Origin of the sequence: Bradyrhizobium sp. CB2312 (assembly GCF_029714425.1) — a bacterium.
GTDB lineage: Bacteria > Pseudomonadota > Alphaproteobacteria > Rhizobiales > Xanthobacteraceae > Bradyrhizobium.
On the sequence record NZ_CP121668.1, the window covers coordinates 1529891 to 1549067 of the forward strand.

At 64.7% G+C, this 19177-nt stretch carries 18 protein-coding genes and 1 pseudogene; 13 read left to right on the forward strand and 6 right to left on the reverse strand.

Annotated features, from left to right (window positions below):
- The first annotated feature begins 84 nt into the window (after positions 1-84).
- The 6 genes and pseudogenes from QA642_RS07310 to QA642_RS07335 all read left to right on the forward strand — a co-directional run bounded on the left by QA642_RS07310 (position 85) and on the right by QA642_RS07335 (position 5047).
- Positions 85-540: a GatB/YqeY domain-containing protein gene (locus QA642_RS07310; protein WP_283084056.1), complete on the forward strand. Its 456-nt coding sequence runs from the start codon at positions 85-87 to the stop codon at positions 538-540.
- A gap of 129 nt (positions 541-669) precedes the next feature.
- Entirely contained in the window at positions 670-1812 is a 1143-nt protein-coding gene (locus QA642_RS07315; protein ID WP_283084057.1) for an epoxide hydrolase family protein, read from the forward strand.
- Between the two features lie 258 nt (positions 1813-2070).
- Positions 2071-3681 (forward strand): acyl-CoA synthetase, encoded by a 1611-nt coding sequence (locus QA642_RS07320; protein WP_283084058.1) that lies wholly within the window; start codon positions 2071-2073, stop codon positions 3679-3681.
- Between the two features lie 9 nt (positions 3682-3690).
- Positions 3691-4158 carry a MarR family transcriptional regulator gene (locus QA642_RS07325; RefSeq protein ID WP_283084059.1) on the forward strand — a complete coding sequence of 156 codons (468 nt, stop codon included), beginning with the start codon at positions 3691-3693 and terminating at the stop codon, positions 4156-4158.
- A gap of 79 nt (positions 4159-4237) precedes the next feature.
- Positions 4238-4606: a nuclear transport factor 2 family protein gene (locus QA642_RS07330; RefSeq protein ID WP_283084060.1), complete on the forward strand. Its 369-nt coding sequence runs from the start codon at positions 4238-4240 to the stop codon at positions 4604-4606.
- Between the two features lie 2 nt (positions 4607-4608).
- Positions 4609-5047, forward strand: a pseudogene (locus QA642_RS07335) (hypothetical protein).
- A 105-nt stretch (positions 5048-5152) separates the two neighbouring features.
- On the opposite strand, the gene QA642_RS07340 reads toward QA642_RS07335, so the two are convergent.
- Entirely contained in the window at positions 5153-7381 is a 2229-nt protein-coding gene (locus tag QA642_RS07340) for an ATP-binding protein (RefSeq protein ID WP_283084062.1), read from the reverse strand.
- A 245-nt stretch (positions 7382-7626) separates the two neighbouring features.
- On the opposite strand from QA642_RS07340, the gene QA642_RS07345 reads away from it, so the two are divergent.
- Positions 7627-8400: a DUF2189 domain-containing protein gene (locus QA642_RS07345; RefSeq protein ID WP_283084063.1), complete on the forward strand. Its 774-nt coding sequence runs from the start codon at positions 7627-7629 to the stop codon at positions 8398-8400.
- Between the two features lie 300 nt (positions 8401-8700).
- Here the strand turns inward: QA642_RS07345 and QA642_RS07350 are convergent, their stop codons facing one another.
- Genes QA642_RS07350 through QA642_RS07360 form a run of 3 tightly spaced genes read right to left on the reverse strand, consistent with a single transcriptional unit; the run spans position 8701 to position 9987 of the window.
- The gene (locus QA642_RS07350; RefSeq protein ID WP_283084064.1) at positions 8701-9213 is read right to left on the reverse strand and encodes an SRPBCC family protein; all 513 of its coding nucleotides are present in this window, start codon (positions 9211-9213) and stop codon (positions 8701-8703) included.
- Positions 9210-9680, reverse strand: a complete 471-nt coding sequence (locus QA642_RS07355; RefSeq protein ID WP_283084065.1) for an SRPBCC family protein — start codon at positions 9678-9680, stop codon at positions 9210-9212. Before QA642_RS07355 ends, QA642_RS07350 begins: the two co-directional genes overlap by 4 nt.
- A complete protein-coding gene (locus QA642_RS07360; protein ID WP_084809905.1) occupies positions 9673-9987 on the reverse strand; it encodes a helix-turn-helix domain-containing protein in 315 nt (104 codons plus the stop codon). Before QA642_RS07360 ends, QA642_RS07355 begins: the two co-directional genes overlap by 8 nt.
- Positions 9988-10252: 265 nt before the next feature.
- On the opposite strand from QA642_RS07360, the gene QA642_RS07365 reads away from it, so the two are divergent.
- From QA642_RS07365 to QA642_RS07380, 4 genes are all read left to right on the forward strand, one after another.
- On the forward strand, positions 10253-11698 hold the full coding sequence (locus QA642_RS07365) for a hypothetical protein (protein WP_283084066.1): 1446 nt from the start codon (positions 10253-10255) through the stop codon (positions 11696-11698).
- 2 nt (positions 11699-11700) lie between these two features.
- Positions 11701-12234 carry a hypothetical protein gene (locus tag QA642_RS07370; RefSeq protein WP_283084067.1) on the forward strand — a complete coding sequence of 178 codons (534 nt, stop codon included), beginning with the start codon at positions 11701-11703 and terminating at the stop codon, positions 12232-12234.
- A 226-nt stretch (positions 12235-12460) separates the two neighbouring features.
- Positions 12461-13081 carry a LysE family translocator gene (locus tag QA642_RS07375; protein WP_283084068.1) on the forward strand — a complete coding sequence of 207 codons (621 nt, stop codon included), beginning with the start codon at positions 12461-12463 and terminating at the stop codon, positions 13079-13081.
- A 68-nt stretch (positions 13082-13149) separates the two neighbouring features.
- Positions 13150-14133, forward strand: coding sequence for a DUF3592 domain-containing protein (locus QA642_RS07380; protein ID WP_283084069.1), 984 nt, complete (start codon positions 13150-13152; stop codon positions 14131-14133).
- Positions 14134-14345: 212 nt separating this feature from the next.
- Here QA642_RS07380 and QA642_RS07385 read toward each other — a convergent pair whose 3' ends face one another.
- Positions 14346-15149, reverse strand: a complete 804-nt coding sequence (locus tag QA642_RS07385; RefSeq protein WP_283084070.1) for an N-formylglutamate amidohydrolase — start codon at positions 15147-15149, stop codon at positions 14346-14348.
- Between the two features lie 202 nt (positions 15150-15351).
- Here QA642_RS07385 and QA642_RS07390 point away from each other — a divergent pair, with 202 nt between their 5' ends.
- Positions 15352-15750, forward strand: a complete 399-nt coding sequence (locus QA642_RS07390) for a gamma-glutamylcyclotransferase family protein (RefSeq protein WP_283084071.1) — start codon at positions 15352-15354, stop codon at positions 15748-15750.
- A 191-nt stretch (positions 15751-15941) separates the two neighbouring features.
- On the opposite strand, the gene QA642_RS07395 is transcribed toward QA642_RS07390, so the two are convergent.
- Positions 15942-16505 carry a chlorite dismutase family protein gene (locus QA642_RS07395; RefSeq protein ID WP_283084072.1) on the reverse strand — a complete coding sequence of 188 codons (564 nt, stop codon included), beginning with the start codon at positions 16503-16505 and terminating at the stop codon, positions 15942-15944.
- A gap of 337 nt (positions 16506-16842) precedes the next feature.
- Between QA642_RS07395 and dnaG the strand changes: the two genes are divergently transcribed.
- Positions 16843-18861, forward strand: coding sequence for a DNA primase (gene dnaG, locus QA642_RS07400; RefSeq protein WP_283084073.1), 2019 nt, complete (start codon positions 16843-16845; stop codon positions 18859-18861).
- The last annotated feature ends 316 nt before the right edge of the window (positions 18862-19177 follow it).

The window sequence follows — 19177 nt, forward strand, 5'->3', positions numbered from 1 at the left end:
ACAAAGCACCGGCAGCCGGTCCAGTCTGGCCTCTTGGCCGCGAACGGCTTAGATCAGGCGCGACAGATTGAGAGGATCCCGGCCATGCTGCGCGACGACATCAACAATGCGGTCAAGGAGGCCATGAAGGCCAAGGACGAGCGCAAGCTGTCCACGCTGCGCATGGTCAACTCGACCATCAAGAACGCAGACATCGACGCGCGCGGGCAGGGCAAGCCGCCGCTGACCGACGCCGACCTGCTCGCAGTGCTCCAGAAGATGATCAAGCAGCGCCAGGAATCGGTCGAGCTCTACGACAAGGGCGGCCGCGCCGAGCTCGCCGCGCAGGAGCGTGAAGAGATCGCGGTGATCTCGGCCTATCTGCCGAAGCAGATGTCGGACGACGAGGTCATGAAGGCGATCGCGGACGCCATCGGCGAAACCGGCGCTGCCGGCATGAAAGACATGGGCAAGGTGATCGCGGTGTTGCGCACGAAGTATGCCGGCCAGATGGATTTCGGTAAGGCGTCCGGATTGGTGAAGGCCGCACTGACGGGCTAGCCGTCATTCCGGGGCGACGCGAAGCGTCGAGCCCGGAATCCATCGTGCTGCTCAGTCCGTTGCTTAATGGATTCCGGGCTCGCGCTACGCGCGCCCCGGAATGACAAGAAGAAAGGGAGAGCAAAACCGATGACCGGCGCGATCAAGCCGTTCCGCATCGCCATCAGCGACGACATCCTCGCCGACCTCAAATCGCGCCTCGACCGCACGCGCTGGCCGGAGGCGGAGCTGGTGGACGACTGGAGCCAGGGCGCGCCGCTGCAATGGATCAAGGAGATCTGTGGCTATTGGGCGAGCGGCTACGACTGGCGCGCGCGCGAAGCGAAGCTCAATCGCTTCGATCAGTTCACCACCGAGATCGACGGGCTCGACATCCACTTCATCCATGCCCGCTCGAAAGAACCGTCCGCGCTGCCGCTGATCATCACCCATGGCTGGCCGGGCTCGATCGTGGAATTCCAGAAGGTGATCGCGCCGCTCACCGATCCCGCCGCGCATGGCGGCAATCCCGCCGATGCGTTTCACGTGGTCTGCCCGTCGCTGCCGGGCTTCGGCTTCTCGGCCAAGCCGAAGAGCACCGGCTGGGGTGTCGACCGCATCGCCGCGACCTGGGCCAAGCTGATGGACCGGCTCGGCTATAACAGTTACGGCGCGCAAGGCGGCGACTGGGGCTCGGCGGTGACGACCTCGCTCGGCGCGCAGGACGCCGAGCACTGCGCCGGCATCCACATCACGCTCGCCTTCAACGCAGCCCCGAAAGTCGAGGGCGAGCCGACGGCGGAGGAGAAGCGCGCGCTCGCCGGCCTCAAGCACTATGTCGATCTCGACTCCGGCTATTCCAGGCAGCAATCGACGCGGCCGCAGACGCTCGGCTATGGCCTGACGGATTCGCCGAGCGGGCAGGCGGCCTGGATCCTCGAAAAGTTCTGGGCTTGGACCGATTGCGACGGCCATCCCGAGAACATTTTTAGCAGGGACGAGCTGCTCGACAACGTCATGCTCTATTGGGCGACCGAGACGGCGACCTCGTCCGCGCGGCTCTATTGGGAGAGCTTCGGCAAGCGCCGCACAACGCCGGTGGTCAAGGTGCCGACCGGCGTCGCGGTGTTCCCGAAGGAGATCATCACGCCGGTGCGGCGCTGGATGGAGCCGAACTTCCACAACATCACCCATTGGAGCGAGATGGAGAAGGGCGGCCATTTCGCCGCCTTCGAGCAGCCGGAGCTGTTCGTGCGCGATGTCAGGACGTTTTTCCGGACGGTGCGGTCTTAGTGCGTCGTCATTCCGGGGCGCCCGAAGGGCGAACCCGGAATCCATCGGGCCGCAGCAAACGCTGCGCAATGGATTCCGGGCTCGACGCTGGCGCGTCGCCCCGGAATGACGCCTGAGAAACAAGATGCCTCCCCATCGTCATGCCCGGGCTTGTCCCGGGCATCCACGCGCTTAAAGTGGCTGTTCAAGCAAGAAGAACGTGGATGGCCGGGACGAGCCCGGCCATGACGCCGAGACTCCGGGAAGACGACCAAGCCCATGCTCACCGAAGCCGCAACCTACGACGAGCTCTATCGCAACTTCCGCTGGGACATCCCGGCCCGCTTCAACATGGCGGAGGCGTGCTGCGACCGCCATGCCGACGGCACCGGCCGCCTCGCGCTGGTCTATGTCGACGAGAACGGCGCGACCACGCGCACCTCGTTCGACGAGATCGCGGACATGTCGCGGCGCTTCGCCAATGTGCTGAAGGCCGACGGCCTTGTGCGCGGCGACCGCGTCGCGGTGTTCCTGTCGCAATCGCTGGAACTGCCGATCGCGCATCTGGCGGCTTTCCGCGCCGGCCTGATCTCGATTCCGCTGTTTGCTCTGTTCGGCGAGGACGCGCTGGAGTTCCGCCTGTCGAATTCGCAAGCAAGAGCCATCGTCACCGACGAGGCGGGCTGGGAGAAGCTGACGAAGATCCGCGATCGGTTGCCGTATTTGCAGGACATCTATATCACGAGCGGCGCGGTTCATGCCGGCGCAAAACCGTTCTGGTCAGCGATCGAAACCGCGTCCGAGGACTTTGCGACCGTCGATACTTCCGCCGACGATCCCGCGCTGATCATCTACACCTCAGGCACCACGGGCAACCCGAAGGGCGCGCTGCATGCGCATCGCGTCGTGCTCGGCCATCTCCCGAACGTCGAGATGTGCCACAACTTCCTGCCGAGGCCCGGCGACCTGATGTGGACGCCGGCGGATTGGGCCTGGATCGGCGGCCTCATCAACGGCCTGTTCGCATTCTGGTACCACGGCATCCCGCTGGTGGGACATCGCGCGCGAAAGTTCGAGCCGCAGGCGGCGATGCAGATGATGGCCGATCTTTCCGTCCGCAACGTCTTCCTGCCGCCGACAGCGCTCAAGCTGATGCGGCAGGCGGGCGTGAAGAATCCCGGCGTCAAGCTGCGCAGCATCTTCACCGGCGGTGAATCGCTCGGCGGCGAGCTGCTCGGCTGGGTGCGCGAGACCTTCGGCATCGACGCGCACGAAGTGTTCGGCCAGACCGAGTGCAATCTCGTGATCGGCAGCAACTCGAACCTGTTTCCGATCCGCCCGGGCGCGATGGGCAAGGCGACGCCGGGCTTCGACGTCCGCATCGTCGACGACAAGGGCGAGGAACAGCCGCGCGGCCAGCGCGGCATCATCGGCGTGCGCCAGCCGTGCCCATGCACGATGCTGGAATACTGGCGCAATCCGGAGGCGACGGCGAAGAAATATGCTGGTGAATTTCTCTTGACCGGCGATCTTGGCGTGCAGGATGAGGACGGCTATTTCTGGTATGTCAGCCGCGAGGATGACGTCATCACCACCGCCGGCTATCGCGTCGGCCCTTCCGAGATCGAGCACACCTTGATGAAGCATCCGTCGGTGGCGATGGCCGCGGTGGTCGGCATTCCCGATCCGATCCGCACCGAGTCCATCAAGGCGTGGATCGTGCTGCGTCCGGGCTTTACCGGCAGCGATGCGCTTGCGCGCGAGATCCAGGACTTCGTCAAGGTGCAGCTTGCCGCCCATGAATATCCGCGTTTCGTGGAGTTCGCCGAGACCTTGCCGATGACGGCGACGGGCAAGGTGCTGCGGCGCGAGCTGCGGGCGAGGGGATAGCTTCCGACAATGGCAAAGGCCTCTCAAGCCGCGGGGCTTCACCGCGCCTCGCTCGACAAGCTGCACGATCTCGATGCGGCGCTGGAGCTGATGTATTACGGCTGGCGCGGCATGACGCTGGAGGCAGACGAATATCTTGCGAAGCAGGGCCTGTCGCGTCCGCATCATCGTATCCTCTACGTGGTGGCGCGCCGGCCCGACATCGCGATCGGCGCGCTGATCGAGATCCTCGGGATTTCCAAGCAGGCCCTGAACCGGCCGCTCAATCTGCTGCTCGAGCGCAAGCTGGTGACGTCGAAGCGGTCGCCCGAGCAGCATCGCTCGAAACTGCTGCGCCTGACCGCCGCGGGCCAGCGCATCGAGCAGAAGGCGTCGGACCATGAGCGCAAGGTCCTGCGCGAGGCGTTCGACCGGGTCGGGGCGCCGGGGGCGGCGGCATGGATGGCCGTGATGGGATCGATCGCCGACAACAACTGACGAATCCTGAAGTCAACATAGTTGACATGAGGCGCGCGCTTTGCCACCTTCCCGGCAACGAGCCGGGGAGGGCTGCGTCATGGGCGCAAAGAAAATGGATCGCGCGGCCGCCGAGCGCTTCGTCGCGGCTTGGTGCGCGAACTGGTGCAAAGTCGACATCGACGCGGTCGTCGCGCATTTTGCCGATGACGCACAGATGCGCAGCCCTCTGGCGCTGTCGCTGACCGGTTCTCCCGTCGTCACGGGCGCCGAGAACATCCGTGCCTATTGGCGCCAGGCCTATGGCCACATCGAAAGCGCCGACCTGAAGATCCTGAGCTGGAGCTGGGACGAGGTCATCGCGCGCCTGATCGTGTGGTGGCAGCTCGGCGACACTCGCGCCAGCGAGTTCATGGATTTCGACGATGCGGGCCGTGTGGTGCGCAGCGAAGCTTTTTACGGAAAATGACCATGCACCTTTCGGATTTCGTCCTGCTGCTCAACGCGCTCTGGTTCGGTGGCGCTTTCATTCAGTTCAGCATTGCCCAGCGCAACACGCTGAAGATCTTGCTGCCGCGAGAAGAGCGTAGCAATCCGATCGCGCCGACGCTTGCGGCCAGCGTTGCGTTCCTCGGCGGGATGAATCTGCCGATCGGGTTGTTGTCGCTGTATCTTCTGGCCGCTCGCCCCTCGTTCTTCCAGCCGGTCGAGGCGCAGCTCGCGCTATTCCTGTTCTTCGCCGCCTGCCATTTCAGCCAGTTCGCCTACAATCCCGGTCCTGATGCGCGGAGGGCGCGTCGGGGTGGCATACTGGCCGGTGCTCAAAGGCCCGATGCTCAGGATCTTCGTCATCGACGCGGCGCTGTTCGCGGCCAATCTCGGCGTGGCGCTGCTGCTCGTATCTCGCTGACTTGAGCATGATCTTTTCGGAAAAGTGCGCAGCGGTTTTCCGGAAAGATCATGCTCAAACATCGACCGAAAGCGCGATGACGATTCATCCCGATCTCATCGCGCTTTAGCGCGACGGCGCCGACAGGGCCGACCGCAGCGTCGCGGCGAGGTCCTGCCGCCGGAATGGCTTTGTCAGGATGCGGGCGTCGACCCCATCCGGCGTCTTGACCGGATTTTGGCTGTAGCCGGACGTGAAGAGCACCTTGAGCCCGGGCCGCAATTGGTTTGCTTGCCTCGCAAGCTCCGGCCCGAACATGCCGCCGGGCATCACGACGTCGGTGAACAGCAGATGGATGTCCCCGGGCTGGCGCAGCACCTCCAGTGCCGCAGGCCCGTTCGACGTTGCAATGACGCGGTAGCCGAGGGTTCTCAGCTCGCTCTCGACATAGGCTCGCACCATCTCGTCGTCCTCGACGACGAGAATGGTCTCGTGTCCGTCGGGGGCAACGATCGGCTCCGCTGGTAACGGCTCCTCGCTCGGCGCCGTCGCAATACGGGGGAAGAACAGCCTGACGACGCTGCCCTGTCCCGGCTCGGACTGCAATTGCACGAGTCCGCCGGATTGCTGCGCAAATCCGTAGACCATGCTGAGGCCGAGGCCGGTCCCCTTGCCGACCTCCTTGGTCGTGAAGAACGGCTCGAACGCGCGGCTCGCGGTGTCCGCCTCCATGCCGCAGCCGGTATCGGTCACGGCCACCATGACATAGTCGCCCGGCCGCGGCTCGCCGTTGACGTCGAGATCGGATTCGCTGAGCGAGTTGTTGCGCACCTCGACCGTCAGCTTGCCGCCGTCAGGCATCGCGTCGCGCGCGTTGAGCACGAGGTTGAGCAGGGCGGTTGCCAGCTGACCGGGATCGACGCTGGTCAACCATAAACCCGGTCCGAACGCGAAGCTGCACTCGATGTGCTCGCCCAGCGTCCGACGCAGCAACTGCTCCATGCCGAGGACTCTTTCGGCAATGTCGATCTCGCGCGGCCTCAAGGGCTGCTTGCGCGCGAAGGCGAGCAGGCTGCGTGTCAGGTCGGAGCCGCGCTCGGCGGCGGTCGCGATGTCGTCGGCGATCCCTTGCAGTTCCTTGTTGCCCGCCAGCCTGTCGGCCAGATGCTCGGAGTTGCCGAGAATGACGGTCAGCAGGTTGTTGAAATCGTGCGCCACGCCGCCGGTGAGCTGGCCCATGGCTTCCATCTTCTGGGACTGGCTGAGCTTGTGGCTTAGGTCGGCGATGGCGGCACGTTGCTGCTCGAGCGACTCGGCGGTGCTGTTGAGGAGCATCATCAGTCCGCCGAGCTCGCCCCCCGGATAAGGCGGCGGAATGCGTGCGCTGAGATCGCCGAGCCCGAGCCGTTTCGCCATCGCGGCAAGCCGCCCGACCTGGCGCCCGACGCTGACGGTCGCGAGGATCCAGACGCCGGCGAGCAGCAGCAGCGAGGCCACCGCGAGAATCGCCATGTCCTCGTAGAGCCGGCGGTTCGCCGCCGCGACCAGCCCGTCCTTGGACCGTCCAACGATGATATAGAGGCCGGCCTTGCGCATCGACGGTGAGCGGGCGACGGCCCAGACCTGCGCGCGGCCTTCGCGATCGGTCAACTCGCGCGAGGCCTCGCCGTCGGACGAGGCCGCGAAGCGGAACAGGTCCGAGCCCGCGATCGACGCGCCGACGGGCTCGCGCCAGCCACCTAATTTGGGCGCGACCAGCACCGTGCCCTTGCTGTCGACGAGCAGGATCTCCTTCTCGGCGAGCAGACGCCTGTCGTGAAATTCCGCGAATTTGTTCAAATTGAACGAAGCGAGCAGGACGAATTTCAGCGCGCCAGCGTCCGAGCGCACGGGATAGGCGATCTGGAGCACCGATAGTCCGGTGAGGCGGCCGAACACCGGCTCCACCGCGACGACGCCTTGCGAGACCTTCGCCTGCTTGAAATAGGCGCGGTCATTCAGATCGAGCGTGCGGTTCGTCCGCAGCGAATCGCAGAACAGGCTGCCGTCGGGATCGATAGTCAGGATTCCGGTGAACTGCGGGTATTCCTCGCGCACATCGGACAGGAACGCCGAGCATGCCGCCTTGTCGCGTGTGTCAACGTCGCGGGCGCGGGCCAGGCCATAGTGGAGCTGGGCGGTGCCCTGGATCTTCTCGTCCAGGTCGCTGGCGATGTCCTCGGCGGATGCCGCGAGATTGGCCAGGGCCGCGTCGATCTCGCCCATCCGGTTCTGCACGAAACGCAAGCCGACGAGGATTGCCGGCACGAGCATGGCCGCGATGACGAGGATCAGTAACCGGGTACGCAGGCTCATCGGTGGGGCGGATCCGCTCTTCGCGCGTGTTTGTTCGGAGGTACAATTTGCGGCACGATCGTCTGCTCAGTCCATAGGGATGGGCTCGAAAATCGCACGGAAGAGACAAGCATCTCGCTTTGCGCGTATTGTATCATCATTGCAATCTTCGCGTCATCCGCCATCGTTGCATGTGGGCGCGGCAGCGCTAATATTGTCATCCGCGCGCGACGAAAGATCGCGCCGGCAGACGAGGGAGGAAGCCGATGTCCATCTCGGGCAAGGTCGATCCGGTGGTGCGTGCCGTCGCGGCGACCGACATCGCGGAGGCGCTGGTCGAGGGCCTGCGCGATTTCCAGGCGCTGCCGCTCTACGGCCTTGTCTTTGGCGCGCTCTACGCCGTAGGCGGTATCGTCATCATGCTCTGCCTCACCGCCTTCGGCATGGTCTATCTGGTCTATCCCCTTGCCGCCGGCTTCGCGCTGATCGGGCCTTTCGTGGCGATCGGCCTTTACGAGGTCAGCCGCCGCCGCGAGCGCGGCGAGCCGGTCTCGTTCGGCGCGATCTGGTCGACGATACGCTCGCGCAGCGAGATCGGCTGGATGGCCTTCGTCACGCTGTTCGTGTTCGTGATCTGGATGTACCAGGTGCGGCTCCTGATCGCGCTGCTGCTCGGCCTGCATGCCTCGTTCTCCAGCCTTCAGGAATTCATGACGGTGGTGCTGACGACGAACGAGGGCCTGCTGTTCCTCGCGATCGGCAATGCGGTCGGCGCCGCGCTGTCGCTGATTCTGTTTTCGCTGACCGTGGTGTCGTTTCCGCTGCTGCTCGACCGCGAGGTCGATTTCGTCACGGCGATGGTGACGAGCGTGCGCGCGGTGGTGACGAGCCCGCTGCCGATGATAGGGTGGGCCGCCGTGATCGTGATGCTGCTGATCGTGTCAGCGCTGCCGTATTTTCTCGGACTGGTGGTGACGCTACCGGTGCTCGGGCACGCGACCTGGCATCTGTATCGGCGGCTGGTGGTGCCGGTGTCGTAGTCATCCCGGCCTTCGCCGGGGCCACTCAGTGCCGTAGCGTGGGCAAAGCGAAGCGTGCCCGCCGGTCAGTCGTGGGCACGGCGCAAGGGCGCCTTTGCCCACCCTACGATTTTGATGGTGTCGTGTGATGGCGTTGGTGCCCATCAAGGTCGTCGCCCCCGCGAAGGCGGGGGCCCATAACCCCAGGGAGACGTGTCGGGCGAGCCGATAACCGCGAGTCTTCGCCAAACCTCTTCCTGTGGCTATGGGTCCCGGGCTCGCGCTTCGCGCGCCCCGGGACGACAGCTTGATCTGTAACGCCTACGGCGTCTTGATCCCCATTGCCTTCAGCGCATCGAGCATGCGCTGCGGCGGCCCCATTTTCACCACCAGCGGCTTGCCGGTCTCGAGCACGCTCTTGAGGCTGGAGAGAATCGCGGGCCAGCCGGAGCGGCCGCCGGCGAGGATGTCGTCGCTGAGCGGCCGGTCGTGGCCTTCGCTCATGGTCAGGCGCACCGCGTCGCCGACCTGTTCGATCTCGTAGGTGACGAGCGTCGGCCCAAGCTTCTCGATCAACTCGGGCCAGTTCACGTTGAACGTGACCGAGAGCTTTCGCGGCGGGTCGTAAGCGAGAACCTCGCCGCTGATGTGCAGGGCCCCATCGGGCGTGCGCACGATGAACGCGCCGCCAAGGCGCGGCTCGACCTCCACGCTGTTGCCGAAGAAATAGAGCCTGCTGAACCCGGCCGAGGTCAGCGCCTCCCAGACTTTCTCCGGCGTGGACGCGATGTAGATGGTGTAGACAGTCAGAGGCTTGAACTGATCGAGGTTCATTTTGCGTCGAATCCCTTGTTGAGGGCTGCGCGTGGGATGCCGAGCAGCTTGCCGGTCTCGAGCAGGCTCTTGAGTTGGGACAGGATCGCCGGCCAGCCGTTGGAGACGGCGCCGAGATATTTACCGCCTTCGACGAAGCCGTCATGCAGCACGGTCAAACGCACGAGCGAGCCGAAAGGTTCGATCGTGAAGACGACGCGCGAGATCGGTTCGCCGCGCAGTTCCTCGAATTTGTGGTGCTTGAAGCTGTAGGACAGGCGTCGCGGCGGATCGGCTTCGAGAATTTCACCGGAATCGGTGACCTCGCCGTCGAGCATGAGCGCGAAGGGAGAGCCGACCTTCCAGTCCGACTTCACCTCGGCGCCGAACCAGTATTGCCGCGTGAACTCGCTCGACGTCAGCGCCTCCCACAGCTTTTCCGGCGTGGTCTCGATGTAGCTCACATAGACGAATTGGGGCTTACTCATCGCGCTTCTCCAACTGGCGTTTCAACTCGCTGAGCGCGGCGAGCTTGCCGCGCTCGAACTTCTTGATCCAGCGTTCGCCGATCTGATGGATCGGCACCGGATTGAGGTAGTGCAGCTTCTCGCGGCCATGCCTGATGGTCGTGACCAGGTTGGCCTCTTCGAGAATGACAAGGTGTTTTGTGACGGCCTGCCGCGTCATCGCGAGGCCTTCGCAAAGTTCGTTCAGCGTCTGGCCGTTTCTGGCGTGAAGCCTGTCCAAGAGCGAGCGTCGTGACGCATCGGCGAGCGCTTTGAAGACCTCATCCATGGTGGCAATAATAGGCAACCAAATGGTTGCATGTCAAGTGCGGCGTCATTCCGGGGCGCGCCACCGGGTCCGCGCAAGGCGCGGCCCGATGACAGGCTCCGCGCGAACTATGGTGCGCAATTGCGCACCTGAGAATCTCGAGATTCCGGATAACCGCTGCGCGGTTTCCGGAATGACAACTTGAGAAATCGTGTTTTGGTCGCCAACAATCGGCCGTGCTAGCGTTGAAGCTCAGCCAACACAGATTGGTTCCGGGAGGACTTTGATGTTCCGTTGCGTCCTGACTGCTGCCTGCCTCGTCCTTTTTGCCGGCAGCACTGTTGCCCACGCGCAAAAACAAACCATTGGCGCGCCGCCGGAAGCTTCCAACATGAAGCTGGTCGGCAGCAACGACCTCCAGGCGCGCAGTGCCTATCAGCCCACCATCCATCACCAGGGCGATCGCTGGATCGCCTATATCGGCCATCACGGCGGTACCGACGACGTGCCGGCTCCCGTCAATCCGATGACGGGGCAGGCGGAGCCGAACGGAACCTCGATCGTCGATGTCACCGATCCCGCGCGTCCCAAATATCTGCGGCATCTGCCGGGGCAGGAAGGCAAGTATGAGTCCGGCGGCGCGCAGATGGTGCGGGTCTGCGACGGAAAATCGTTGCCGAAAGGCGATCCCAATGCGGTCTACATGCTGCGCACCTTCGGCAGCGAAGCGCATGAGATCTGGAACGTCGCCGATCCCGCCAATCCGGTGCTCCTCACGCGCATTGGCGGTCTGAAGGACACGCACAAGAGCTGGTGGGAATGCGACACCGGCATCGCCTTTCTCGTCTCGGGCGCACCGGACTGGCGCACGCGGCGCATGACGCAGGTCTATGATCTCAGCGATCCCGCGCATCCCCAGAAGATCCGCGACTTCGGCCTGCCCGGCCAGGAGCCGGGTTCGACCGGCGCGGTGCCGACCGAATTGCACGGGCCGATCTCGACCGGGCCGAACGGCAACCGCATCTATTTCGGCTACGGCACCAACAAGGGCGGCATCCTGCAGATCGTCGATCGCGAGAAGCTGTTGAACGGGCCGAAGGAGCCGACGCCGGACAATCTGCGCTATCCCGAGATTTCGCGGATGCCGATGTCCGCCTTCAACGGCGCGCACACGACGTTCCCGATGCTCGACATGCCCGTCGCCGAGTTCGCCGAGGACAAGGATGGCAAGACGCGGGACATCGTGATGATCGTGGACGAGGCGATCCTCAACGAATGCGGCGAGGCGCGGCAGATGGTGTGGTTTGCCGACGTCACCACCGAGACGCGGCCGATGATGATCTCGAGCTACACCGTGCCGGAGGAGAGCGGGCGGTTCTGCCAGCGCGGCGGCCGGTTCGGCTCGCATTCCTCGAGCGAGAACATGGCGCCGGTCTATTACAAGAAGATGGCCTTCATCGCCTTCTTCAATGCCGGCGTGCGCGCGCTCGACATCCGCGATCCCTATCATCCGAAGGAGGTCGGCTATTTCATTCCATCGATCACTAGCGCGACCGACAAGCGCTGCATTCCGGTCGAGGGCGGCGAGCGCTGCAAGGTCGCGATCCAGACCAACAATGTCGAGACCGATGAGCGCGGCTACATCTACATCGTCGATCGCGCCAATACCGGCCTGCATATTCTCGAGCTGACGGGACCTGCGCGCACCGTGGCCGGCCTGCCGAAGAACTGACGATGCGACGCGCGGCGATCATGCTGATGGTCATGCTGGCTCTCGGCGCGCCGTGGCGCGTGTGCGCAGATGAGGCGGAACGCGTCGGGCAATGGCGGGAGATCAACTGGCCGTTTTCCCGCGATGGCTGGCCCACGGGCCGCGCGTTCCGCTGCACCGCGGGCGGATGCAATGGAGCCGAGCTCTACGTCCGTGCCAAGCGCGGTTTCTGCAATTGCGACACCGGCGTTGCCGATGACGAGGAGGTCGACCGCGTCACCGATATCGATCTGGTCAGCCCGCGCTTTGCGCCTGTCGCGCCAGGAGAGGAAGTCAGCGTTGCAGCGATGAGCGGCCGGGCGAGGCGGTATGATCTCGACATGCCCGATGGTGTTCATCACGCCGCGATCGGCGTCGCAGTCTCGCGCCGGTGCGATCTGTTCGTTGCGGTGGTGCAGGGGCGTGGAGAGGCCGGTGCGATGCAGCGCGCGGCGCTCGTCTTTCTGGAGACGGAGGAGATGAGAGGATGGATGACGGCGGCGCTGGATGGGAAGTGAGGGAGACGGGGTCGCGCGACCAACTCCGCTGTCGTCACCCGCGAAGGCGGGTGATCCAGTACTCCGAGGCGGTCGTGGGGTACGGAGAAGCCGCAGCGTACTGGATACCCCGCTTTCGCGGGGTATGACACCGCTGGTTGGGCGCGCGCCCTGCGCTCAACTCACTTCCGTTCCCCTCCATCCCATGCATTAATATCCCCAAACCCTCCTCAGCCGAGTCCCGCCCATGATGTCCATGCAAGCCTATCTCGCCTTCGTCGCCGCCTGCATTGCGCTGGCGCTGCTGCCGGGGCCGATCGTCACCCTCGTGATCGCCAATGGCCTGCGCCATGGCACGCGCGCGGCGCTGACCAATGTCGCCGGCGCGCAAGCCGGCCTTGCCATCGTGATCGGCATCGTCGCGATCGGGCTGACCTCGCTGATGGCGACCATGGGCTACTGGTTCGACTGGGTGCGCTTTGCCGGCGCGGCCTATCTGGTCTGGCTCGGCGTCAGGCTGATCTGGGCGCCGGTCGAGGGCGTCAATGTCGACGAGCCGCCGGCGCCGCCGCGCGGCGGCTTCTTCCTGCAAGGCTTTCTGGTGCTGCTGTCGAACCCGAAGGTGCTGGTGTTCTTCGGCGCCTTCATCCCGCAGTTCATGGACATGAACCAGCCGCACTTTCCGCAAGTCGCATTGCTGGGCGCCACCTTCATGGTCACCGCCGTGATGACCGACGCGCTCTACGCCATCGCCGCCGGGCGCGCCCGGAAATTCTTCTCGGCTCGCCGCACCCGGATGATGTCGCGCGTCTCCGGCGGCTTCATGATCGGCGGCGGTATCTGGCTGGCGCTGACCCGGGCCAAATGAGCCCCGTTGAACCTTCGTAGGCGGCAATGCGTCCAAGGGAGCATTGCCGCTGACGAAGGATTATTGCCGTGCCGAATTTACCGCCGCTCGTTTACGCGATGCTGCTTGCGCCGCTCGCGCTGATCCTGATTGCCGCTGTCGTGAAGACCTGGCAGGCGCGCGAGGCGCGCAGCTGGCCGCAAGTCGCCGGCAAGGTGGTCACATCCGTTGCCGAAGTGCGCGAGGTCAAGGTCTCCGACGACGAGCGCGAGGACGGCTTTCGCACGGAGAGCCGCAATTTTGCGAATGTGACTTATGAATACGCGGTCGGCGGGCATAAGCTGAGCTGCAACCGCATCTCGATCGGCGAGGACCTCGGCAATTTCCAGGTCGCCGAGAAGCTTGCGAAATACCCGGCCGGCAGCATTGTCACCGTCTATTACAATCCGAAGCATCCCGATCAGGCGGTGCTGGAACGCGATCTGCCCAAGGGCCTGTGGGGCTGCCTTGGCATCGGTTCAGTGATCGTGATCGCCATCATCTTCGGCTCGACCTTCGGCCTCAACCAGAGCTACCAATATTTCGCGCACCACATCGGCCGGCCCGATCTTGCGGGTCTCGTCGTCGGCTTCGGCGCTTTCGGCCTGGTCATCGCGCTGATGGCGTGGGCGGTGCAGCGGCAGGCCTCAATGGCGACACGCTGGCCGGTCGTGCCGGGCACCATCAAGCTGTCGGAGATGGAAGAGTATCACGAGGCGAGCGAGCCCGGCGAGGCGCGCGGCGTCGAGATGTTCGCGCGGCGTGTGTCCTACACCTACAGCTATCAGAACGTCCGCTACACCAATGAATGTGCGCGAGTCGCTGCGGAAACGCCGGCGGCCTCCGGCAAGATGCTGGAGAAGCTGATGGCCCGCTACCAGGACGGTGCCACCGTCGAGGTTCGCGTCAATCCCGACAACCCGGCCGAGGCCACGCTGGACGCCCGCGGCGACGGCCGCTTCGCCTACGTGCTATGGGGCATCGCCGCGATCTTTGCCGCACTGGCGGTGTTCGTCGCGACGCGGGGCGGCTAGAAGTGAGAGGCCGATCAGTTCGTCGTACTCCGCTGCGCTCCCTCCCCCCTTGCGGGGGAGGGCGGGGGAGAGGGGTAGCCCAGCAAAGACTGTATCCGTCGTCGAGAAGAATTCTCGCTCTCATGAGAGAGCGCGCCGTGTGGCACCCCTCTCCCTAACCCTCCCCCGCAAGGGGGGAGGGAACGCACCGCGTGTCGTGGCGGCACTTTGCCTTACACCAACAGCTCCGCCCGCAACTCCACCTCGATCTCGGCAAAGATCCTTCCCAGCCGCTCGGCCCATTGCTGCTGGCCGGCCTGGTCGGCGATGAGATCCTGGCGGATCTCGATGCCGGTGTTGACGAGGCCGCGGGCTTCGCCATGCACGGGGATGGTGTAGTCGCTGAGGTCGCTGACCGCATAAGGCTCGTTGTCGCCGACGACGAGATCACCCTCGCTGCGCAGATGTTTCAGCAAGAGCTGCGGCAGCACGGTGTCGCGGTTGTAGAGCGCGCCGATGTGCCAGGGGCGTGCGACGCCGGCATAAACCGGCGTGAAGCTGTGCAGCGACACCAGCACCGTCGGCCGCTTGTCATGCAGGCGGCGGTTGATCGCGGCATCGATGCGATGATGATAGGGCTCAAAAATCTCGCGCCGCCGCGCCGCGCGCTCGCTCTCGGTGATGGCCTCGTTGCGCGGAACTCTGGTGGCTTCGGAGATCACGGGGATCGAGCTTGCGACGCCGGGCGAGCGGTTGCAGTCGATCACCAGCCGCGAATAGCGCTGCGCGATCAGATGCGCGCCCAGCATCTTGGCCAGCCGCTCGGCAACGCCAGCGATGCCGATGTCCCAGGCGATGTGTCTGACAAGCTCGCTCTCGGCGACGCCGAGATCGCCCAGCGCGCGCGGCAGCACCCGTCCGTAATGATCCGAGGTGAGCAGGAACGGCGATGCGCCTTCTGCATTCACTTCATGCACCGGTGGAATGTCCCCCTCGCCAAGAAGTTGATCGGCCGTGTCGACTGCGTCCAGCGTCATTCCTGATTGCCTAACGAAAATGCAATTGCCCCTCGAAATCAGGCAGGAATCGCCTGTCCGAAATTGATCCCAGCTTGCCGGACGATGCCGCCACCCGCGATTCATCTCAAGACCGAATATCGCGCGCTCCCGCCCTTGATTGGGGCGACATTTGCCACGCGCGACGCTGTCGCTTCGCGTGATTGGCGGTTATAGACACGCCATGACCTCCGATCGTCTCTTCGTCTACGGCACCCTGATGCGCGGCTTCGACCATCCGATGGCGCGGCTGCTCGCGGGCCATGCGGATTTCCTCGGCGAAGCGACCTGCCGTGGCCGGCTCGTTCTTGTGAAGCATTATCCGGGCCTGCTGATGTCGGATGCGGCCTCCGACATCGTTCACGGCGAGCTGTTTCACCTGCGCGTGCCGGACGAGCTGCTGGGCGAGCTCGACATGTACGAGGCTTGCGGCGAAGGTTTTCCGGAGCCGACCGAATATCTGCGGCAGCTGATCGACGTGACAGGCGCGGATGGCAGCACAGGCAAGGCCTGGACCTACGTCTACAACTGGCCGGTCACCGACCTGCCGCGCATCGAGTCCGGGCGTTTTCTAGAGCACTAACCGCGGATGCCGACTTCACCTCGCCCCGCTTGCGGGGAGAGGTCGGATTGCATCGAAGATGCAATCCGGGTGAGGGGGAGCCTCCGCGAGTCCAATTCTCACCGTCCTTGCGGAGACTCCCCCTCACCCCAACCCTCTCCCCGCAAGCGGGGCGAGGGAGCAGACCGTCATCGTGGCTGCTTTCTGGCTCACTAAGCCGACAGCACTTCCTTCACCACGCGCACGTCGACCTCATGCTCGACATAGGTCCATTCCTCGGTTTGCCTGAGCATCCCGACCAGCTCCTCGAACAGCGAGGCGTCCGCGGGGGCGAATTCGAACCAGGTCAGGAAATCGAAGGGGCCGCCGAGGTCGCGGCAATGATAGAGCTGGCGCGCGATCGCGGGCAGGAAGCGAAGACTGCTCGCGATGTGGTGCGACTTGTCCTCGAAGATCTTGCGGCGCTCTTCCTGCGTCAGCTCCCACCACGCCTGCGATTTGCGGATCGGGATCAGCGCCGCGCTGGTGGCTTCCAGCCGGCCGAGCCCGGCCTGCACGGCCACGAGCTGCTCCTTCTCGGCCCGCTCGGTGTAGCGCAAGCTGGAGGGCACACCGACCAGCCGCCAGGCATTGCGCGAGGGTACCAGCGGCAACGAGACGGCATCGCTGTCGGTGACCGACAGCGCCGGCACGAAGGGCAGGGGCTCGCCCGTCACCGGTGAAATCGAGGTGACGCGCCAGCCCCCGCTGTGACCGCCTCGAAAGGTCCTGAACATGGAGCCATGGAAGCGTGGAAGCGGGCTGGGTTCAAGCCTTACCACCATCATTCCGGGATATTGGTCCCGTCATCCTGAGGTACTCACACTGCATAGCTGTGTGAGCCTCGAAGGATGAATCGGCCCGGATGCAGCCCGGCCGTCGCCCTTCGAGGCTCGCCGAAGGGGCGGCACCTCCAGCGACAATGGCTTCGCCATTGCGCGGGGGTGACGGGACCAGGCCCTGTGAATAGGTCGAATAACCCGGATAACCCGCCTAAAGCTGGCCTTTAGCCGGCCCGCACCTATATCCCTGATCCTTCGCCCGACTCACCCCGGTTTGCGCTACACCCAGGCCATGCGCTTCACGCCCCAGTTCCTCGACGAGCTTCGTGCCCGGCTTTCGGTTTCCGAAGTCGTGGGCAAGCGCGTCAAGCTGAAGAAGGCGGGGCGGGAGTGGAAGGGGCTGTCGCCGTTCCAGCAGGAGAAGACGCCGTCCTTCTACGTCAACGACCAGAAGGGATTTTACCACGACTTCTCCTCCGGCAAGCACGGCGACATCATCACCTTCGTGATGGAGACCGACGGGCTGCCGTTCGCTGAAGCCGTCGAGCGGCTCGCGGGCATGGCGGGCCTGCCGCTGCCGGCGGTGACGCCGGATGCGGCGCGATTCGAGCAGCGGCGCAAGTCGCTGCATGACGTCATGGATCTCGCCGCGAAATTTTTCGCGGAGACATTGGCCTCGCGCGTCGGAGCCAAGGCGCGCGGCTATCTCGCCGACCGCGCCATCTCGCCGGCGACGCAATTGCAGTTTCGCCTCGGCTATGCGCCGCCGCCGCCCGAGCGCTTCGCGCTGAAGGAGCATCTCGGCAAGCTCGGTGTCTCCGTCGAGGACATGATCGAGACCGGCCTGCTCGTGGCGGGCAACGACATTCCCGTTCCTTATGATCGCTTCCGCGACCGCGTGATGTTTCCGATCACGGACTTGCGCGGTCGCGTCATCGCCTTCGGCGGGCGCGCGCTGGAGAAGGACGTTCCGGCAAAATACCTGAATTCGCCGGAGACGCCGCTCTTCCACAAGGGCGACAATCTCTACAATCACCAGACCGCGCGCAAAGCCACGCATGATGGCGGCGCGCTGATCGTGGTCGAAGGCTACGTCGACGTCATCGCCATGGTCACCGCCGGTTTTCCAGGGGCCGTCGCGCCGCTCGGCACCGCGCTCACCGAAAGCCAGCTCGCGCTGCTCTGGAAGATGGCGGACGAGCCGATCCTCTGCTTCGACGGCGACCGCGCCGGGCAGAAGGCCGCGTATCGCGCTGCCGACCTCGCGCTGCCGTTCCTCGCACCGGGAAAAAGCCTGCGCATTGCACTGCTGCCGGAAGGGCAGGACCCCGACGATCTCGTCCGCTCAGGTGGGCGCGGCGCGATCGAGGAGGTGATCACAGCGGCCCGTCCGCTCGCCGACATGATCTGGTCGCGCGAGCTCGAAGGCGGCAATTTTGCCACCCCCGAGCGCCGCGCCGCGCTGGAAGCGCGCATCAAGGAGCTCACTGGCGGCATCCGCGACGAGGTGGTGCGGCGCTATTATCGCGACGATTTCGTCGAGCGGCTTCAGCGCACCTTCGCCCCCGAGGGCGGGCGCGGCTTTGGCGGCCGGGGCAATTTCCGCCCCGGTCAGGGCGGACGGTCGTTCCAGCCCAGGGGCGGGGCCGGCGCGAATCGATTCGGCGGCCAGGGATTCGGCGGCCAAGGGCGCCGCGGCCCGCCCGGGCCCACGCTGCTGCCCTCCGGCCCCTACCAGGCGGCGAGCCCGCAGCTGGCGGCTAGCCCGATCATGAAGGGCCAGCGCAGCGCCATCTCCCGCCGGGAGGCCCTGATCCTGCAATGCCTGATCAACCACCCCTGGCTGCTGCATGAGCACCTCGAGGAGGTCGCCGCCCTGGAGCTGGCCCATCCCGAGGCCCACAAGCTCAGGGCCGGAATCATCGCTGCCTTCGCCAACGACCATCACCACTCCCCGGACCCCGAGGAGCAGGCCGAGAAGATGCGTGGCGACCTCGAGAAGAGCGGTTTTTCGCAGCTCCTTCAAAGGGTTGAGAATGCCATCACCACCGCTGCGGTGTTCGGGGCCCGCGAGGGTGCGGCGCGGGATGACGTTCTTGCCACCTGGCACCAGCTCGTTGCCTTGCATCGGCAATACCATTCACTACTTAGAGAGCTGAAAGACGCCGAGCTGGCCTTGGGGGAAGACCCCAGCGAGGCCAATTTGGCGTGGCTGCGTGACGTGAAGGCTCGGCTGGCCGAGGTCGACGGTACCGAGGCCCTGATCGAGGGTTTTGGCGAGCTGTCGGGCCGGTTCCAGAAGAGCGTGTGATGAAAGAATCATGCGGACGGCCGGGGTCGGAACCGCTAAAAGACTCGCCAAATCCAAGGTTTGGCGGCAAAAACAGGGTTAATCGAGGCTTAACGGTCTTGTAGCACTTTGGCCACCAGGCGGCCGCAGGCAGAACAGACGCGTCAGGAATGAATCCGCGCAATCGCTGTTGGCACTACACCTGCATCCGCTGCGACAAAGAGGCTCACGAAGCGTTAGGCAAATCCGGCGAGAGAGAGTTGGGGGTGGCGAGAGACACGTGCGCCGCCTTTTCCGTGTCGAGAGCTGCCGAAGCGAGAGCGTCGAGCAACAGGTT